16 protein-coding genes are annotated in these 18620 nt (G+C 41.1%); 2 read left to right on the forward strand and 14 right to left on the reverse strand.

What is annotated here, in order from left to right:
• Positions 1-131 precede the first annotated feature (131 nt).
• Positions 132-815 carry a metal-dependent hydrolase gene (locus tag DCK90_RS05270; protein WP_108245148.1) on the forward strand — a complete coding sequence of 228 codons (684 nt, stop codon included), beginning with the start codon at positions 132-134 and terminating at the stop codon, positions 813-815.
• 160 nt (positions 816-975) lie between these two features.
• On the opposite strand, the gene DCK90_RS05275 is transcribed toward DCK90_RS05270, so the two are convergent.
• From DCK90_RS05275 to DCK90_RS05315, 9 genes are read right to left on the reverse strand one after another with little or no spacing between them, the layout of a single operon-like run.
• On the reverse strand, positions 976-2154 hold the full coding sequence (locus DCK90_RS05275; protein ID WP_108245184.1) for a Gfo/Idh/MocA family protein: 1179 nt from the start codon (positions 2152-2154) through the stop codon (positions 976-978).
• A 6-nt stretch (positions 2155-2160) separates the two neighbouring features.
• Positions 2161-3501, reverse strand: coding sequence for a Gfo/Idh/MocA family protein (locus DCK90_RS05280; RefSeq protein ID WP_108245149.1), 1341 nt, complete (start codon positions 3499-3501; stop codon positions 2161-2163).
• 10 nt (positions 3502-3511) lie between these two features.
• Positions 3512-4870: a 3-keto-disaccharide hydrolase gene (locus tag DCK90_RS05285; protein ID WP_108245150.1), complete on the reverse strand. Its 1359-nt coding sequence runs from the start codon at positions 4868-4870 to the stop codon at positions 3512-3514.
• Positions 4871-4911: 41 nt separating this feature from the next.
• The gene (locus tag DCK90_RS05290; protein WP_108245185.1) at positions 4912-6207 is read right to left on the reverse strand and encodes a TRAP transporter large permease; all 1296 of its coding nucleotides are present in this window, start codon (positions 6205-6207) and stop codon (positions 4912-4914) included.
• Positions 6208-6212: 5 nt separating this feature from the next.
• On the reverse strand, positions 6213-6641 hold the full coding sequence (locus DCK90_RS05295) for a TRAP transporter small permease (RefSeq protein WP_317046401.1): 429 nt from the start codon (positions 6639-6641) through the stop codon (positions 6213-6215).
• A 29-nt stretch (positions 6642-6670) separates the two neighbouring features.
• Positions 6671-7651 carry a TRAP transporter substrate-binding protein gene (locus DCK90_RS05300; RefSeq protein ID WP_108245151.1) on the reverse strand — a complete coding sequence of 327 codons (981 nt, stop codon included), beginning with the start codon at positions 7649-7651 and terminating at the stop codon, positions 6671-6673.
• Entirely contained in the window at positions 7651-7917 is a 267-nt protein-coding gene (locus tag DCK90_RS05305) for a beta/alpha barrel domain-containing protein (protein ID WP_108245152.1), read from the reverse strand. Before DCK90_RS05305 ends, DCK90_RS05300 begins: the two co-directional genes overlap by 1 nt.
• Positions 7914-9101 (reverse strand): mannonate dehydratase, encoded by a 1188-nt coding sequence (uxuA, locus tag DCK90_RS05310; protein WP_108245153.1) that lies wholly within the window; start codon positions 9099-9101, stop codon positions 7914-7916. The genes DCK90_RS05305 and uxuA overlap by 4 nt, the downstream gene beginning before the upstream one ends.
• 32 nt (positions 9102-9133) lie before the next feature.
• On the reverse strand, positions 9134-9988 hold the full coding sequence (locus DCK90_RS05315; protein ID WP_108245154.1) for an SDR family oxidoreductase: 855 nt from the start codon (positions 9986-9988) through the stop codon (positions 9134-9136).
• A gap of 130 nt (positions 9989-10118) precedes the next feature.
• Here DCK90_RS05315 and DCK90_RS05320 point away from each other — a divergent pair, with 130 nt between their 5' ends.
• A complete protein-coding gene (locus tag DCK90_RS05320; RefSeq protein ID WP_159075769.1) occupies positions 10119-10787 on the forward strand; it encodes an NUDIX hydrolase in 669 nt (222 codons plus the stop codon).
• Positions 10788-11185: 398 nt separating this feature from the next.
• On the opposite strand, the gene DCK90_RS05325 is transcribed toward DCK90_RS05320, so the two are convergent.
• From DCK90_RS05325 to DCK90_RS05345, 5 genes are read right to left on the reverse strand one after another with little or no spacing between them, the layout of a single operon-like run.
• Positions 11186-12481: a DUF5018 domain-containing protein gene (locus DCK90_RS05325; protein ID WP_108245156.1), complete on the reverse strand. Its 1296-nt coding sequence runs from the start codon at positions 12479-12481 to the stop codon at positions 11186-11188.
• Positions 12465-13328 carry an outer membrane protein assembly factor BamB family protein gene (locus DCK90_RS05330; RefSeq protein WP_108245157.1) on the reverse strand — a complete coding sequence of 288 codons (864 nt, stop codon included), beginning with the start codon at positions 13326-13328 and terminating at the stop codon, positions 12465-12467. The genes DCK90_RS05325 and DCK90_RS05330 overlap by 17 nt, the downstream gene beginning before the upstream one ends.
• Positions 13268-13867 carry a hypothetical protein gene (locus DCK90_RS05335; RefSeq protein ID WP_159075770.1) on the reverse strand — a complete coding sequence of 200 codons (600 nt, stop codon included), beginning with the start codon at positions 13865-13867 and terminating at the stop codon, positions 13268-13270. Before DCK90_RS05335 ends, DCK90_RS05330 begins: the two co-directional genes overlap by 61 nt.
• Positions 13868-13879: 12 nt before the next feature.
• Complete coding sequence (locus tag DCK90_RS05340; protein WP_108245159.1) at positions 13880-14587, reverse strand: fibronectin type III domain-containing protein; 708 nt, start codon at positions 14585-14587, stop codon at positions 13880-13882.
• Complete coding sequence (locus tag DCK90_RS05345) at positions 14584-18369, reverse strand: ELWxxDGT repeat protein (RefSeq protein WP_108245160.1); 3786 nt, start codon at positions 18367-18369, stop codon at positions 14584-14586. Before DCK90_RS05345 ends, DCK90_RS05340 begins: the two co-directional genes overlap by 4 nt.
• Between the last annotated feature and the right edge of the window lie 251 nt (positions 18370-18620).

The following is an 18620-nucleotide window of genomic DNA, read 5'->3' on the forward strand; positions in this document are numbered from 1 at the left end:
ATTGCTTTAAAAAAAAGTGCAAAAGGGTCCGAACGTTTCCGAATGGAATTGAAATTCAATCTTGTTCTTGTTAACTTTATACAATGGGCGAATTGCCTTCAAAATATCAAATGAAATAAAAATAATATACTATGAAAATTACCTTTCTAGGACACGCTTCTTTCTTGATTGAAATGAACGGAAAACATATTTTGGTCGACCCTTTTATCACCGGCAACGAGATGGCATCCGATGTTAACATTGACGACCTTAACGTTGATTACATTTTTCTGACCCATGGTCATCAAGATCATGTTCTGGATGTAGAGGCCATTGCCAAGAACAATCCGGATGCTTTATTGGTTTCCAATTTTGAAGTGGTAAGCTGGTTTGGAAACAAGGGTATTGACGGACACGGCATGAATCATGGAGGGAAATATACCTTTGATTTTGGAACGGTCAAATACGTAACTGCCATTCATTCCAGTATGCTGCCCGATGGGAGCAATGGAGGAAATCCGGGAGGGTTTGTGTTATGGGACGACTCCAAATGCGTTTACCTAGCCGGAGATACTGCACTGACCAAGGACATGGAGCTGATTCCAATGACCTGCCCAAAACTTGACGTAGCGGTTTTGCCCATTGGCGACAATTTTACGATGGGCTATGAAGATGCCACTATAGCAAGCGATTTTGTGGAATGCGACCAGATAATCGGTTGCCATTACGATACTTTTCCGCCTATAAAATTGGACAAAACCAAAGCTGTTGAATATTTTGAGAAAAAAGGAAAGAAATTGATTTTACCGGATATTGGCGAATCCATTGACTTATAAAAAAAGTACTTCCATAGAGATGCTAAAATCATGGAAGGTTTTCTAGAAAACCTTCCATGAAAATCCAACTATCCACAAAGCTTATTTTATGGATTAAGTACTCGTTCAATCCATGGCCGACAAAATCAATGATACTGTATTTTGGATTAGGCCTTCACAATCACCCTTTCTGTGTTTTGGCAATAATTTTATCATTATACATGGCATCCAAGCCCATTTGTACACAAGTAGCTGCCATAGCACCTGTTCTGGCATTGGAAACAGGCAATGTATTGTTTACAATATTGTCCCTAAAGTCGATTAAGGCTTGTTTGCTTGGGTCTTCATGGTCAAACTTAATAGGAATGCCCCTGCCTTGGTCCCAGTTCAGGGTGGCCCCGGAAACACCGTCAACTTCACCGATTTTCTTTTCGTAGCTTCCTTCTGGATAAAACCAAGCCTTTGCATAGTCCAAAATATAGGTTCCCTTGTCCCCCATTACCTTGACCTTATAATCGCCCATGGCGTTGCTGGTAAGGCAGGTAAATGATGCTCTTACCCCTTCTGGATAGCTGTAGATAAGATGTATATTGTCATAAGTTTCCCTGCCATCTTTCCAATAATCAATGCCTCCTACGCCCATCACCTTTTCGGGCATGGCACCCATTACCCAGTTGGCAAAATCCAATTGGTGGGAACAAAGTTCGGCCAAAAGACCGCCTGAAAATTCCCGGTACATACGCCAGTTGATCATACGCTCCCATTTTGGGTCAGGTACAGGGCGACGCCAATTTCCATTACGGTTCCATTGGCATTCAAAAGCTGTTATTTTTCCTATTTTACCGTTTCTCACTTCATCAACAACATGCGAATACAAACGGGAACTATGGTATTGGTGGCCTGTTTGGAATATGCCATTGGATGCGTCTGCTGCTGAGACCAATTCAGCTATACCTTCGTACCCTTTTGCCATCGTCTTTTCCCCGTACACATGTTTTCCTGCCTTTAGGGCATCGATAGCTATCTTGGAATGTGTGCTGAACGGGGTAGCCACCAAAACGGCGTCCACATCCTTGTCTTCCAATAATTTTTTGTAATCAGAATAGCCTTTGGCCTTTCCTGCTACTTTTGAAAGTCCCGAGCTAAGTCTAAAGGGGATAATATCACAACAGGCCACTACTTGCATGTTGGGAATCTGATTGATAAATGGAATGAGTCCACCACCCCGGTCCCCTGTTCCTATAACACCTACATTGATGGTTTCGTTCGCACTGGGGGTTCCGTACGCAAGTACCGTTGGGGCATATAGGACTGCAGAACTGGCCAAACTACTTTTTATGACAAAATCTCGTCGCTTCATATCCATTTAAAGTTTTGGTTCCCATCCAGGTTCATACGTTCGTTTCCAAAGTTCCATGGCTTCCCTGTCAAAAATCCTTCCCGTGTTTCCATCCACATTGAACCCTTTATCGATTCGATAGGCTATATTGGCGTAGTGCGTTAACATTTGCGAAATGGCCCCCACTTCAATATGTGATGTCAATGCTTCTTTTCCACGAATGGCATTAAAGAAATTCACTGCATGCCTCGTTGACAGATCTCCTCCACCTCCAAGGGCGGTTCCTCCTTCGTTACCGTCAGATTTATTTTCCTTGATCAATTGTCCCTTGAGGTCGTACAGTTCATATCCGTCACGGTCCACCATTACCGAACCTTCAGAGCCATAAATAAGGGTACCCCGACCACGACCGTATTTGGAATAGCCGTTCCTACTGCTTCCATCCCATTGAATGATTTTATCATCGGCAAACGCATAGGTCGCTTCCATGGTATCGTACATTTCCCATCCGTCATCCATGAATTGCTCCTTTCCAGCGATCACCTCCACATATTCCGGATATTTCACATCCAATGCCCACCGGGCTATATCCAGTTCATGTGTCGCATTATTCCCCATTTCAGCGGTTCCATAATCCCAACCGTACCAATGCCAGTTATAGTCCCAGGTATCGTGTTCGTATGCTTTTCTTGGAGCTGGTCCTTGGAACAGTTCCCAGTCCAAATCCTCTGGTGGTGCAGTCTGTAGCGGAAGCGGGACTTCCCCCCTACCATTGGTGTAGAAAGCTATTGCCTTGTAGGCCTTGCCTATAATGCCATTATGGATATCGTTGATGATTTCGATACTCTGTGGGGACGATCGCTGCTGATTGCCCATTTGGACCACCTTATCATACTTTTTTTGGAATGCGACCACTATTTCATTCTCATGAGGGTTATGGCTACATGGCTTTTCCAAATAAACATGCTTGCCTGCCTCCATGGCCATACAAGCCCCTGGTGTGTGCCAATGGTCAGGGGTAGCCATAAAAATCGCATCCACATCCTTGTCTTCCAGAATCTTTCTAATATCCTTTTCCTGTTTGGGGTTATAAGTTATTTGTTCAGATACATATTGTACCGCTTTTTCCAATTGGCTACCCCGAACATCGCATAAATAATCCAAGCGCACATTGTTCTGCTTGGCCGCTATGGAAGGAATATAGGCACCATAGCGCCTTCCCAATCCCTGAAGGGCAACATGAATCCTGTCATTTGCCCCTAAAATATTGTTATAACTCTTGGCCGTCATGGCATTGATACTACCGGGTAGTCCCATGCCAATGGCAGCGACCGTTGTTTTCTTTATAAAATCTCTTCGTGCTCCCATAAATCCTTGTTTAATCTAGTGGTTTTATTTTGATGTTCTTAAAACTTACACGGTCCCCATGGTCCTGTAATAATATGTGACCTTTATCGGCTTCGCCAAAGTTGGGCCATTTCTCATACTTACTTTCGGAGACTAGTTTTCGATACGCATCGCTTTTTCGCTCGTACTCCAAAACCTTAGTACCATTGAGCCAATGTTCTACATGGTTGTCCTTTGAAATGATATGGGCAGTGTTCCATTCCCCGATCGGATTGATGGGCTTATTGATATCAGCTTGAATCAAATCGTACAAAGATGCTACGGTGCGACTACCTTCATGATTCCCCAATTTTGCATCGGGATGCCTTTCATCGTCCAAGATTTGATATTCCAAACCAATTGAGGAGCCGGGCCCCTTGTTCAAATCCGTGTCCACATAATATTTTATACCACTATTGGCACCTTCCGTCAATTTGAAATCCACTTTCAATTCAAAGTCCCCGTACAACTCAGTAGTCACAATATCACCACCAGCGGCAGATTCTTCACCCCCTGAAGACAGAACGGTCAACACACCGTCATTGATTTCCCATCCTTTATCTGGAAAATCATCCAAGCGTGCACCGCGCCAACCTACAGTAGTCTCGCCATCCCATAACAACTGCCATCCGTTTTTCTCCTCATCAATGGTCAGCTGATTCTTGGTCGCGACCGGGGCCAAGGGCATTTCTTTGTTGTATTTTGAAAGACTGTCCGTCAAGATTTTGACATTTTTCCACGCTATCTCCGTTCCCGCCTTCTGATCTTTGCCAATGCTATGCACTTGAAGGGCAATAAAGCCGCTTGCTGTTTTGTCATCGATCAAATGTACCGCTGGAACTCCGTTGATCCAGGTTTGGATCGTATCTCCAATGGCCTCGATGCGATAATGGTTCCAATCATTTTGTTTGAAGGCCTTTTGTGCCTCGGGATTATCTTCCAAGGTTACGAGCCAACCTCTTCGCCCTTCATCGTAGATTCCGGCACTCCACGCCCGGTCCGATGGATCTATCTCAATCTGATAGCCATGCACCCTCCCATTTTGATAATGGGGAAAGCTATTGCTTCGTATTTGGATTCCCGAATTCATGGTGGAATCCACTTTGTAATCCAGCTCCAGAATAAAATCGTCGTACATCTTATCCGTGGTCAAAAAGGAATTGGGTGTATCATGGACCGTGGATCCAACGATGGCATCCTCCTTTACCTCATAATTGGCATTTCCTCCTTTTTGGTTCCATCCGTTAAGGGTTCCGTCTGACAATTCGATCCACGGAGTATCATCTTTGGGAGCATCGGCACATGCCCAACACAGTAGCAATGCCAAGAAGCCTAGTTTTAGTTTGTTCATTTTATGTGTCATGAGTTAAAAATTATACTTTACAATTCGATTTATAGGCCAAATAGACCCGGTAGCCACAAGGCCAACTCTGGAATATAGGTAATCAGAAAAAGTGCCAGTATCATGGCCGCAAACAACGGCAATAGTGGTCTTATCACTTTTTCAATGGATGTTTTTGCCACACCCACCCCCACAAAGAGTACCGAGCCCACCGGAGGTGTACATAGTCCAATACAGAGGTTCAAGATCATGATGATACCAAAATGCACCGGATCTATTCCCAATTTTGTCACGATAGGCAAAAATATCGGGGTAAATATGAGAACGGCCGGGGTAATGTCCATAAAGATACCCACTATCAGCAAGATTATATTTATAATGAGCAATAGGGCAATTTTGTTGTCGGTAACAGACAATAGTCCAGAACTGATTTCCTGCGGTATATGCTCAAAGGAAAGTGCCCATGACATGCTCATGGAGGCCGCTATCAAAAGCATCACAACAGCGGTGGTGGCCGAAGCATTCAAAAAGATATCGGGTAGTTTTTTTAACGTTATCTCTTTATAGACAAAGCCCAGTATCATACTGTAGAGTACTGCAATGGCGGAAGCTTCGGTGGCGGTAAACACACCGGCCACGATTCCCCCAATGACCAAAACCAACAGGAACAGGCTTGGAACGGCATCTACAAACGTTTTAAAAACCTGTTTTAATGAGCTTCGTTGTCCCTTGCCGTAGCCTTTCTTCTTGGCCCAGAACATGGCGACGACCATCAAGAGCAGGCCAGTGATTAGCCCTGGGATGTATCCGGCCAAGAAAAGAGCGGCAATGGATGCACCTCCACTTGCCAAGGAATACACAATCAATACATTGCTTGGAGGAATTACCAATCCTGTCGTGGCCGAGGTAATGTTGACGGATACCGAAAAACCCTTATCATATCCTTCTTTTTCCATTTCCGGTCCCAGAATACTTCCCATGGCCGAGGCCGAGGCCATGGCCGAACCTGCAATGGCGCCCATGAACATTGCCGATATAATATTGATCAGGGCAAGCCCTCCGGGCAATGCCCCTACCAAGCTTTTGGCAAAAGCTATCAAACGGTGGGCAATTCCACCGTGGTTCATCAGTTCCCCAGACAATATAAAAAATGGAATCGCCAACAGGGCGAAACTATCCAAGCCCGTGGCCATTCGCTGAGATATGGTCGCGAATGCGGGCAGCATGGGCAAACTGACCAGTAGGGTCAGCATAGATGAAATGGCTATGCTCCAAGCTACAGGGGTGCCAATGGCCAAAAGACCCACAAAACTTATGATCAAAACTAGCAAGGGTATATATTCCATAAGGTTCAATCCGTTATTATATCCACGACTTTGTTATAGGTAACTATCAATCCGCTCAAGGGAATCACGACATATACATACGCCAAGGGCAACCCCAATGCCGGGGAGTGCTGTTTGAGTTCATACGTAGTGTACACCAACCATCCGCCACCTGTCACCATTGCCGCTAGACAGAAAAGGATGATAAAACCGGACACTGTTCTTTTTAATACTTTTTGATTTTTGGCATTGGCCCGTTTAGCCAATACATCTATGGCCACATGACCGTTTTTGCCTGAAACATAGGCGGCACCCAACAATCCTAACCAGATCATAAGGAAGCGGGCTAGTTCATCAGTAAATGGACTTGGTTCGTCCAGAACATATCTGCTGAACACTTGCCAAAGCACGTTAAGCACCATAAGGCTCATCAGCACAACAAGCAAACGTGCCAAAATATTTTCAAGTCTTTTCTTGAACCCTATCAATTCGCCAATGTTTTTATTTGTTGTATCATGTTGTTCAATTCTTCATCATCTTCATAGGCTCGGTACATTTCCCTTGTCATTTCGATAAACGGTTCCTTATTCGGATACGAAATCTGCACACCTTTCTCTTGAATTTTTTTCAAAGCTTCCGATTCCGATTCCGCCCACAATTTCCGTTGATGCTCCAGTGATTTTTTCACAGCCTCACTTATCCAAGCCCTTTCCTGATCAGAGAGCATATCCCAAAATTGGGTGCCAACAATTAATACATCGGGGGAGAAAGTATGCTCATCCAACGAATAATAGGGACAAACTTCGTAATGTTTGGAAAGGTAAAAACTGGGGAGATTGTTCTCCGCTCCATCCACTACGCCCTGTTGCAGTGACGTGTAGAGCTCCCCCCATGAAATGGGTGTTGGGGAACCTCCCAGACTTTTGACCATGTCCATTGCGGTAATACTCTCCATGACCCGAATCTTGAGCCCCTTTAAATCGTCCGGAGCGGTTACAGGTGCATGCTCGGTATAAAAGCTTCGAAATCCGGCATCGTAATAGCCCAAACCTTTTAATCGAAATTGTTTGGCATTGTCCAACAATGATTGTCCAATTGGACCATCCAACACCTCAAATGCGTGTTCCCGGCTCTCAAAAAGATAGGGCAGCCCCAATATTCTGGTCTTCGGGGCAAAATTCTCCAGAGTGGCGACCGACACTTTGGTCATATCAAGGCTTCCCAATTGAATCAACTCCAGAATTTCACGTTCAGTGCCCAATTGTTGATTGGGGTAGACCTCGATTCGAAGCTTTCCTTTGGAAACACTATCAAGGTCTTCTCCCATTTTCACCATGGCCCTGTGCACCGAATGGTTGATATCCAAACCATGAGCCAATCTTATAGTTCTGACACCACCGACCTCTTCGCAACCAAGGACGAAGAACAACGTACACAACAAAAGAATGGCTACGAACTGTTTCATTATTCTTTTTCTCCGATTTTTTCTGTCAATTTTAAGGTGCCCCCCACTTTTTTCTGCAGCCCTTCAAAATCATTTTGTCCCAAAACCCCTTTGCAAATCAATTTGGAGCCGACGTTTACATAGGTTGCTCCTGCATCGAACCAAGCCTGCACTGCACTCCACTTATAACGGTTACAGTAATCCATAATGGGCATTTCCTTGAAATAGCCACGGTACAATTCTTCCGATTGTGGGGTCTCCAGCAAAAAATTTTCTATAAATGTCATTGAAGCAAGGATTTTTCTATACCGTACATGAGCCCCCTTAATTCAGCAAGGCCCCTAAGACGTCCTATTGCCGAATACCCCGGGTTGGTTTTCTTAAGGATGTCATCCAACATTTGATGTCCATGGTCAGGCCGCATCGGCATGCGACGGTTCTTTGCATTTTTTTTGCTGCGCCCAAGTTGTTCTTTTAGCAATTCGTACATGACTCCATACATATCCACATCACCATCCAAATGGTCCGCTTCATAAAAATTGCCGAGCGAATCTCTTTTTGTACTTCTAAGGTGTATAAAATTGATTCTTTCCGATAAGCGATGGGCCATACCCACCAAATCATTGTCTTCCCTAACCCCGTAGGAGCCCGTACAAAAACACAGGCCGTTATAGGGGCTATCGTAGGCTGCAAGGAGTTTATTTGCATCCATTTCCGTACTCACCACTCTTGGAAGGCCCAAAATAGGGTATGGAGGATCATCAGGATGGATTGCCAAAAAGACACCCGACTTTTCTGCCATTGGGCCGATTTCCTTGATAAAATCGTACAGATTACTTCTAAGTTCCTCCTCGCCTATGTCCTGATACATATCCAAAGCCTTTTGGAACTGTTTCACGGTGTATCCTTCCTCTGCTCCCGGTAGACCGGCAATAATGTTTTGGACCAAACGCTTCTTGGCTTCATCGTCCATGCTTTCGAATGCTGTTTTAGCCATTTCTATGGTTTCCTTGGCGTAGTAGTCAAAGGCTTCTTCACGATTCAACATAAAGAGTTCAAAAGCCGCAAATTCAATGGCATCAAAACGGAGTGCTAAGGAATCATCGGACATTTTATAGGAAAGATCCGTTCGGGTCCAGTCCAAAATGGGCATAAAATTGTAACATACTGTGTCAATTCCACACAAACCTAGGTTTTCAATGCTCTGTTTGTAATTGGCGATATATTCCTTATACTTCCCTGTTCGTTTTTTAATGTCCTCGTGAACGGGTATGCTCTCCACCACCGACCAAGTAAGACCATAGGCCTCCACGTCCTTTTTTCTTTTGTTTATGTCCGATATGGACCAAGCATCACCGTTTGGAATGTGGTGCAATGCCGTTACAATACCGGTTGCCCCGGCCTGCCTAATGTCGGTAAGGGAAACGGGGTCATTTGGTCCGTACCATCGCCATGTTTGTTCTAAACCCATTGATATTGAATTTTCATCGTTCCCTAATTTAATTAAACGCCGCTAAAAGCACTGAAACCCCCATCGATGGGAACTACTATACCCGTAACGAATTTTGATTGTTCGCTGCATAACCACAAGGTTGTTCCCACCAAATCCTCCGGTTCACCGAAACGGCCCATAGGGGTTTGATCGATTATTATGGTTCCCCTAGGAGTAAGTCCTCCTTCGGGATTGGTCAACAAGCTTCTGTTTTGGTCGGTCAGAAAAAAACCAGGAGCCAAGGCATTCACACGAATTTCCACTTTGGAAAAATGGACGGCTAGCCATTGGGTAAAATTCGAAATAGCGGCTTTTGCCCCGCTGTATGCGGGTATTTTAGTAAGCGGTGTAAAGGCATTCATCGAGGAAATGTTCAAAACATTGCATCCTTCGCGACCTACCATGTCTTTTGAGAAAACCTGTGTAGGCAACAGGGTTCCAATGAAATTCAAGTTGAACACAAATTGAATTCCTTCCGTATCCAAGTCGAAGAATGTCTTGAAATCCTTTGCTGTTTCAAGTAAGTCCTCCTTGGTCAAATAAGGGTTACTGGTCGTTCCCAACGGATGGTTCCCCCCTGCTCCATTGATGAGGATATCACAGGGGCCAAACCTTTCAGCAATGGCTTTTTTGGCCTCTTCAAGACTTTCCCTGTCAAGCACATCAACTTTGATACACATTGCACTCCCACCCGCATTATTTATTTTTTCTGAAACGGTCTGAGCCGCTTCCCTATTCAAATCCATGACACAGACCTTTGCTCCTTGATTGGCAAAAGCATGGGCCAAGGTGCTGCACAAAATACCGCCACCACCGGTTATTCCCACAACTTTGCCCTTCAATTCTTTATATTTGGGATTATCCATTGCTATTATTTTTTTCTTTGAACAAAGTATTGGACTAGGTAAAAAATATTCTGTGTACTTTTTACATGGTTTTAAATATATAAATTTTACTTGCTCTCGTGAAGAAAAAAGCAAAAATTCACACAAAAAAATGATAACTCAGGAAAAACTTCAAGGTATCCAAGTAAAACCAGATTCATTTGAATGTTCCATCACTGCGGACATAACGGTTTTTGGATATGTAGACGGGAAACTAAAAGTCCTTCTTATAAAAAGATCTTTGGGACATTTTAAAAACCAATGGCATGTCCCTGGAGGGGTAATGGAGGAACATGAAACCATTGAGGACTGTGCCGCAAAGGTCCTTTTTTCCCTTACTGGATTTAGGAACATACACTTTGAACAGGTAAAGACCTATACTGCATTGGACAGGCATCCTTTGAAAAGAGTCATTACTATCTGTTTTTATGCATTAGTGAAACCAGAGAACCATCCGCTGACGTTAAAGGACAACATTACGAGCATTGATTGGTTCGATGTGGACGCTATTCCCGAAAATCTTGGTTTTGACCATGAAAAGCTGATTCACGAAGCCTACTCATTTGTACAGAACAACTTACGGCACAAACTTATTGTTGGCGAACTTCTTCCCAAAGAGTTTACCCTACAAGAACTGCAGAACCTGTATGAGGATATCTTGGATGTTGAGCTGGATAGAAGAAATTTCAGAAAACGTATATTCCAAATGGATGTTTTGGAGAACACCGGAAAGAAAAAACAGGGAGTAAAAGGAGGTCCATATCTATACAGGTTAAAGTAATGTCCATTTGAATTTTAATCGCAAATACAATTCCCAAATCCTGTAATCTGATATACAAAATGAAAGATTGATTCCATTCAATCGCAACCCTCATTTATCATATTGAAAATGGTTGAACCCAATGGCTTCCATGGCTTGGATACGCAAGCCATCAAACTATGTCAACAGCTTTCCCAAAAACTAAAATGCGTTGGGATGACTGGGAGAAAGCAGTATTTCCAACCAACTTAAAGTCAACACCTTATACTGTATTCTAAATATGATTAACCAAACGCTAAACTGTCTATAAAATAGTACATTCAGGGGTAAGCTTATGGGTGCTCTTAATAAAAATAATATGTAAAGCCATCCTAAAAACTTGTTATTTTGGCTACTTTCAAACTTGTCCGATAAATTACTCAATCAAATACTGCTTTTATTGTAGCTCCAGCTCTTCTATTCGGTCCCAATAAAATAATGCTTTTTTCTTCATCATCTCTTCCGTAATAGGAAAGAAATAAAAAATAATTGTCCAAAGTAAGAGTCAATAACGTTCTCTCTTCATTTATTATTAAATCATAGTTGCCCGAATGGGCAATAAGATAAAGAGAACCATTTGATGGTATAGCTATCATTTCTGGAAGGTTTTCCCCTGTTAACTCCAGTATGTCATCCTTTTGATACAAAGTTTGATTTAAGGAAATTGGATTAGGAGCATTTTCGGAAATTAAATCAATTAAACCTTCTGATTCTGCTTTTAGACCACTAGCTTCATAAACAATTTTATAATTAGGATTTGAAGGAATACTACGAGGTATTTGGAAACTTAATGAATGAAATGTGACGAACTCTTGGTCAGTTTTTTGAATATCGGTAATAGTAAGAGGAAATTTATTTTGACCATCAAACAAGTAAATTTCAGAACCCTCTTTATCCATATCAAGAAATTCTCCATTTACTACCATGTCCGCTCCGGTATAAAGCAGCATCGGATTATTGCTAAAAATACCAACTGCTGTGCGAAAGCTTGTAATTTTAGGTTTATTAATTACAAGCTTATATTCTAACTTTTCCCCATTCTCTGCTGTAACGGTATATTTGTTCAACTCATTAAAATTCTGGGAAACCTCACTTTCTGGAAATATTTTGGCATGTTCGGAAATTTCAATTATAGGTGAGATATTACTTATATCTATTGCTCCCGTATTAAAGCTTATCTCTTTTAATTCATTATCAATATTTGCTTCAATAATCTGATTGTTCAAAGTAACTTTGAAAGACAATATGTCATTGGCATCGCTCAATGGTCTATTATCGACCTTGACCCTATAAATATTTGGATCCCCATTCTCGGCTAAAACAGTATAAGCCACTTCCTTTTCAAAATTCTGTTCAACATTTGGCAAGGGGGAAATAGTTGCCTTATCGGAGTATTCAATCTTTGGTTGTAGTTCAAGAATATCTGCCCCGGCTGTCGTGAAAGAAATCAATCTTGTAGCCTGATCTATAACACCCAGTTCCTCATTGCCATTTAGTACTAAAACAAAAGACGTTATTAAATTCTCAGTGCTCAGAGGCTCTGAAACATAAGGTTCCACAACCGTAATTATTTCGGATTCATCCTTATTGCAAGAACAAAAAATGAAGAGAATCCATAAAAGGCAGATATGCTTAGGTTTTATCATACAATAAAATCCGTTAATTTCTTGACCCATGTACAGAAGGATATATTACCTTGGCCCCGATTCCCTCGACCAAAGTGAAAGATTTAACTATGGTCTCGTCCGTGTTCATCTCCCAGTCAACAACCCCTGTATCAGCCTTTATGGCATATATTTTTTTATTCCAATCCCCTATGTACACAACATTTTCATAAACTATTGGGGAAGATGTTGTCTGATTTTCCAGATCAAACTTCCAAATTAATTGACCGCCTTTTGCTCCCAAACATACCAGTTCCCCATCACCATTACCAGTAACGCCTATATATATTCGGTCATTGTAAACAAAGGGGGATGTTTGTAGTGAGCCTGAAGGAGTATATGCCCAGTTTTGGGTTCCAGTGTCACTGTCAAAGGAATAGAGCGTATCATATGTTCCAACTATAATCTGTTCTTCAAAAATTGTTGGCGAAGGATAAAACCTACCCTTTCCACTGATGACCCAATTCATATCACCTGTGCTTTTATTCACCGAATAAAAACGTCCAATATTATCCCCATAGTAGATGTTTTGTCCATAAATTAACGGATTAGTGTTAATTCGGGGCGCCGCACCAGTTGGATTGAAATCAACCTCTCTACTCCAATCAATGCCTCCAGTTGATTTATTGATGGCATATATATTATCATTGTTTCTGCTACTAACAAACACCCTTTCTGAGTCAATTGTAAGGGGGGCATAATAACCCAAAAAACTTTTCTCCCATAGCTTTTCACCTGTTATGCGATTTACGCAATGTAAATTTGAATCGCTGTCGAAGGCATAAACATTGCCTTGATCTACAATAATATTTCTATATTCAGCATTATTATGAACACTTGGTGTACTTGTATATACCATTTCCCCGTTAAAATGTCCAGTCCATTTATCCCATTGATGCCTGAATAGATAAGATTCTCGTAGATAGTATGTGTTTCGATATAAGAAGTTCGCTCTGTCCAAAGAGCTTTTTGAGTATACAGATCAAATGCTGTGAGCATTCCATTGAATTCTGAATAAAATAATATTTTACTTTTTGGTGAATCAAACTCAAAACTGGTCTCTACAGTCCCTCCTTTTTTATCAGTGGCAATGACCCTGGCCATATAATTGGTATTGTATTGCAGTTGAACATTTGCAATGGATTCTGTATACTCACCCATTAGAACATTATCAACATAGAGTTTATAATAAATTTGATCGCCGTCTGCATCTATTACATCTTCCCAGTCAATTATTGCGGATTTACCTTCAAAAGAGACATCGGTAATACTGAAAATCCCGGGATTTACATTGGGTTTTGGTGGACCTTCTTGTTCAACAACGGTTATAGGCTCTGTATCAGTACTGCAAGAAAACAATATAAGGACAGAAATGATACCGATATGTTTCATTGACATTTGAACAGTTTTTTAACTTTTAAAGACCCAAATGTCTCCAATACTTTCACCTCCATTATCATCTTTTACAGTAATTTTCCAATAATAGGTTTTATTTGGATTTATGAAGACCTCCCATGTTGACCCTAAGCTATTTTCTTTCAACAATGCTGGAGGTGTGGTTTCTCCAAAATAGATATCGTAAGAAAGTGGATCTCCATCTACATCGCTGGATTCCCACTCTAGTACCACATTGCTTCCTTCTATCTTGGAAAATGCTGTTGGATATATCAACGTTGGGGAAAACGGCAAGTAATTTACCATCCCTTCCCCTTCTGTATAAAAGTTCCAAGTAGAAGAATAATTACTGTATTCTCCCTTACTGTCCTTGGACCTTATCCTCCAATGAACTTGGATTCCTTTTTCAAGGGCGAGGGTAGTACTGGTCCCTGAAACCGTTTTCTTTTCAATAATATTATTGAAAGTATTGTCTTGGGACAGCTCTACCTCATAACTAATGGCGTCACCTTCTTTGTCCGTAGAGGAATCCCATCTAATTTCTAAAGGATTTTCCGTGCATAGAAGCCCATCTGTCGGGAAGACTTTAGAAGGTATGGTCGGTGCTGTATTCTCAACATCAGGTACTGAATCGGGATCTTGAACAATATCAGGTTCATCACCGCCAGATTTACTGCAGGACTGTATTGCCAATATCATGAAAATTATAAAAATCTTTTTCATCTTTTGACGATTTTAAACACGATAGGCTTATCCATAGTCAACTTAACATAGTAAATTCCTGTTGGTAAACCTTGTAATGAAACTTTCAGGCTATAATTTTCCAAATCCGAGACCTCGGATTTTACCAATTGCATGTTCGAATTGTACAAACTTACCTGTACATTGGAAATCTCGGCATAAGGCAAATGTACAAATACGTCGTCATCAGTTGGATTGGGAGCAAAGCTAATTCCAACGCCAAGGCTAGGTGTTGTTTCATAGACACCTTCGCAAGGGAACTTAGAGACTACCTTGATTATATCCCCATGATCCACTTCAATCGAAAATGAAGATGCCATGGTAACCAGTTTTTCATTATTGTTCACAAACACGGTATAAGGTGCGGTACCCGAAGAAATTTCTATGGTTTCCACCAATTTCTGATTAGAAACCGTGGAGCTGGATTTCCCAGAAACTTCAGAAGCATCTGCTATTTCAAAACCAAAACATTTAATAAAATCGGGTTGATCGGGAATGGTTATGCAAAGGTCATATCTTCCTGCATATAAATTTTGAACTATTAGTTCAGAAGTAAAGCTATACTCATCATTATTGATACGTGCAATATAGTTATAGCCCTCATTTGCAGTAATCAACAATTGACCATTGTTCTTGCCCACACAGGTAACCCCGATGCTCTCAATATTGAAATTGTTGGACGGTAAGTCAAAAATGATAGGACATCCATTGGCATCGACATTATAAATAGGTAGCGTTTCAGGGCACGAATCCCTATCGTTCATCACTCCATCTTTATCATCATCCAGTTGACTTTGTCCACAACCATTTTCGTCCACAGACTCACCTGTTGGCGTACTCGGACATAAATCGAGGGTATCGTTTACACCATCCATATCTGAATCAAGTAAATCCGACTCTGAGCATCCATTCCCATCAACCACGTCATCCGGCAAGGTGTATGGACATTGATCTAAATCATTCGTCACACCGTCGTTATCGTCGTCCAATTGACTTTGTGCGCAACCTACTTCATCGATTTCCTCGCCCGTTGGTGTATCTGGACATTCATCAAACAAATCTATTACACCATCATTATCACTGTCGCTTAAATTACTGTCTGCTTTAATGTTTAAAGGATAGGCTACATATATCTCACTTCCATTCTCTTCTGTTGAACCGTCAAAAAAAAGCCTATTACCGACTTTGGTTAGATTGTAATTGTAATTGGGAGAGGATGAGTTATTAGTAACATTGATGTCTAAATCGTATACTTCATCTGTCTCTCCCGTCGCCAGAAATATTTTTTTAGAATCAACACTTTGTTTGAAAAGCAAATTTCCATTAAAGCATTCCAATTCACTTATATGGTTGAAGACCCCTTCTTCTTCTGTCACAATAGAAATAGTACCCTCAACCGTACCATTCGTTCTCCAAAGTTCTTTGTCTGAAGAAAAACCTTCTCGAACCCCAAAATAAACATAATCACCACAGGTCAATAGTACATCAATATCTACATTGCTAAACCGATGTTCGCTCCCGATGAAAAGGGCCGTTGTCCCCTCAGGTGTTCCATCGGTTTTAAAAACGGATTTTCCATGAAACTCCGGATAAGGATTATATCCCTTATTAGGATAGAATGCAACAAAATATAATGCATCGTCTAAAGTGGTCAAATACTGTATGCCACTATCAATACCGCCACCATATGAATCAAAAAAATAAGTTCCTTCAGCTGTTCCATCAGAGAACCATATTTGATTTGAGCCGTAGGTGTTCTCGGGGTCATTCGCCACCATCACCAACCTATTATTAACTACTTTTACTGATGATAAACCATGCATACCTATAACTTTAGCAGTCCCTGATGGGGTACCATCAGTTCTGTAAAGTGCATTTCTAGCTGAAAAATAAATGACACCTTTGTACCAAACCAAATTTTCAGGATAACTGCTTCCTGATCCAGGGGAAATGTCCGTGATTCTATAAGTACCGGCTTCCGATCCATCTGTTACCCACAATTCCGCTCCGTATGTACCGTCATCTGCAATAAAATATAATCTTTCATTGATGACGGTGAATGTTTTTACATAACTAGAATTGTACATGCTACTGGCACTACCTGGATTTATATCTTTTACCATTTTAGTTCCCTGTTGTGTTCCATCACTCGTCCACAGTTCAAATCCATGCACTCCATCATTTGCACTAACGAATAGTTTACCGTTAAAATCAATAAATTCTGAATCGTCACTTATGCTTTGCCCATCCAAATTAATGTCAATATATTTTGTGCCTTCGATTGTTCCATCAGAAGTACAAAGACCATAGTACCCATATTCATTACCTCTAAAGAATAGTTGGTCCCCCACTGCAGTCAACAAAGAAGGTATGACTCCATCGGATTTGTTAAAATCATAAAACAAGTCAGTCCCCTCATCCGTTCCATCCGATTTCCATAATTCGATTCCGTTTCGTTCTGTTTCCGCAGCGAAAAAAATTTGCCCATCGATTATGATTATGTCATTTTCATGAGAGCTAATGTTGGTCTCGCTAGCTTTTTCAGAAACCATTTGGGTGCCATTAACAGTACCATCACTTTTCCACAAACCGCCATTGTAAATAGAACCTCCTCCAAAAAATGTGAGAAAGTTTCCTAAATCGTCAAACGTTAAGTTTGATACATAGGTCTGTTTCAACAGCTTTGTTCCTTCAGATGTCCCATCACTGACCCAAAGCCCCCCTATTTCACCATCGTTTCCATAAAAAAATACTTTAGATTGCGAAAAAGCAATCTTGGTATCGTATGAAAATATTCCCGAACCGATTCCCGGAGCAATATCCTTTAAGATCTTTGTTCCCTCTTCCGTACCATCACTGATCCAAAGTTCATTTCCTGTTACGCCATCATTTGCCAAAAAAACAAGGTTGCCATTGACAGCACCACCAAACATTTGTGTATTGCTCGAACCATAGGTAAACGTTTGATTGATATCCTTCAAAAGAATTGTACCTTCAGGGGTTCCGTCACTTTTCCAAAGTTCCGAACCCGTAGTACCGTTGTTGGCGAAAAAATAAAAACTGTCTCCCAATCGAGCGTAATTAATAGAACCTGCCACCGAACTCTTAGTTCCTGGGTTAATATCCTTGAATAGAAGGGTCCCCTCAGGAGTTCCGTCCGATTGCCATAATTCAATACCCAATTCTTCTGTGTAAGCTTTAAAAAAAAGATATCCGTTAAAGCTGAAAAAATTAAAAGGGTCACTGCCTTCCTCACCACCATTAATATCCTTTAGTACATTTGTGCCCCCAACAGTGCCATCACTGACCCATAGCTCAGTTCCCAAAGTTTCATCAAATGCACTGAAATAAACCTTATTATTAAAAACAATAAGATTGCGAATGGCTCCACCTTGATTATAGCCCACGCTTCTTTCCGTAAGCTTAACAGTTCCTTCCTCTGTACCATCACTTACCCACAACTCATCTGTTCGGTAATCTTTTTCCGCAATGAAAAAAACACCAATTTCTCGAGGTAATATTAGGCTTATATCTCCTGAGTTTGTCGATTTAGAAAAAAAATGCGTTCCTTCCACGGTTCCATCCGTATACCACAATTCTGTATCATCGACGGTAAAGTAAAATCCATTGCCTGCTTTGGTAAATCTCTCAGGATAACCATCATTTGAGAATTTCAATTCCAATAATTCTGTGTCAAGTGTTTGGCCTATTACAGCATTCAATGAGAAAAGCAATAGAATGACAAGTAGTAGTTTATTGGTCATTTAACTGTTTGGTTTTCAGCATCAGCAATTTAAGGATACTTCTAACAATAATACTTTTTTTTATTTTAATTAAGATATACGACCAATAATAACGATGTAAACTGTATGATTCTAAAATGCCACTCCTTGTCCTTTAAATAAGTTTTTTGATTACAAAATCCGTCAAGAATCAAACTTTTCTCAGAGCACTATTTCCATAAGGGTTTTCCCTTTTTTATTTCTAAATGTTGACGATTTGTAGACTTTTGCGG

Origin of the sequence: Muricauda brasiliensis (assembly GCF_003057865.1) — a bacterium.
Lineage (GTDB): Bacteria > Bacteroidota > Bacteroidia > Flavobacteriales > Flavobacteriaceae > Flagellimonas > Flagellimonas chongwuensis.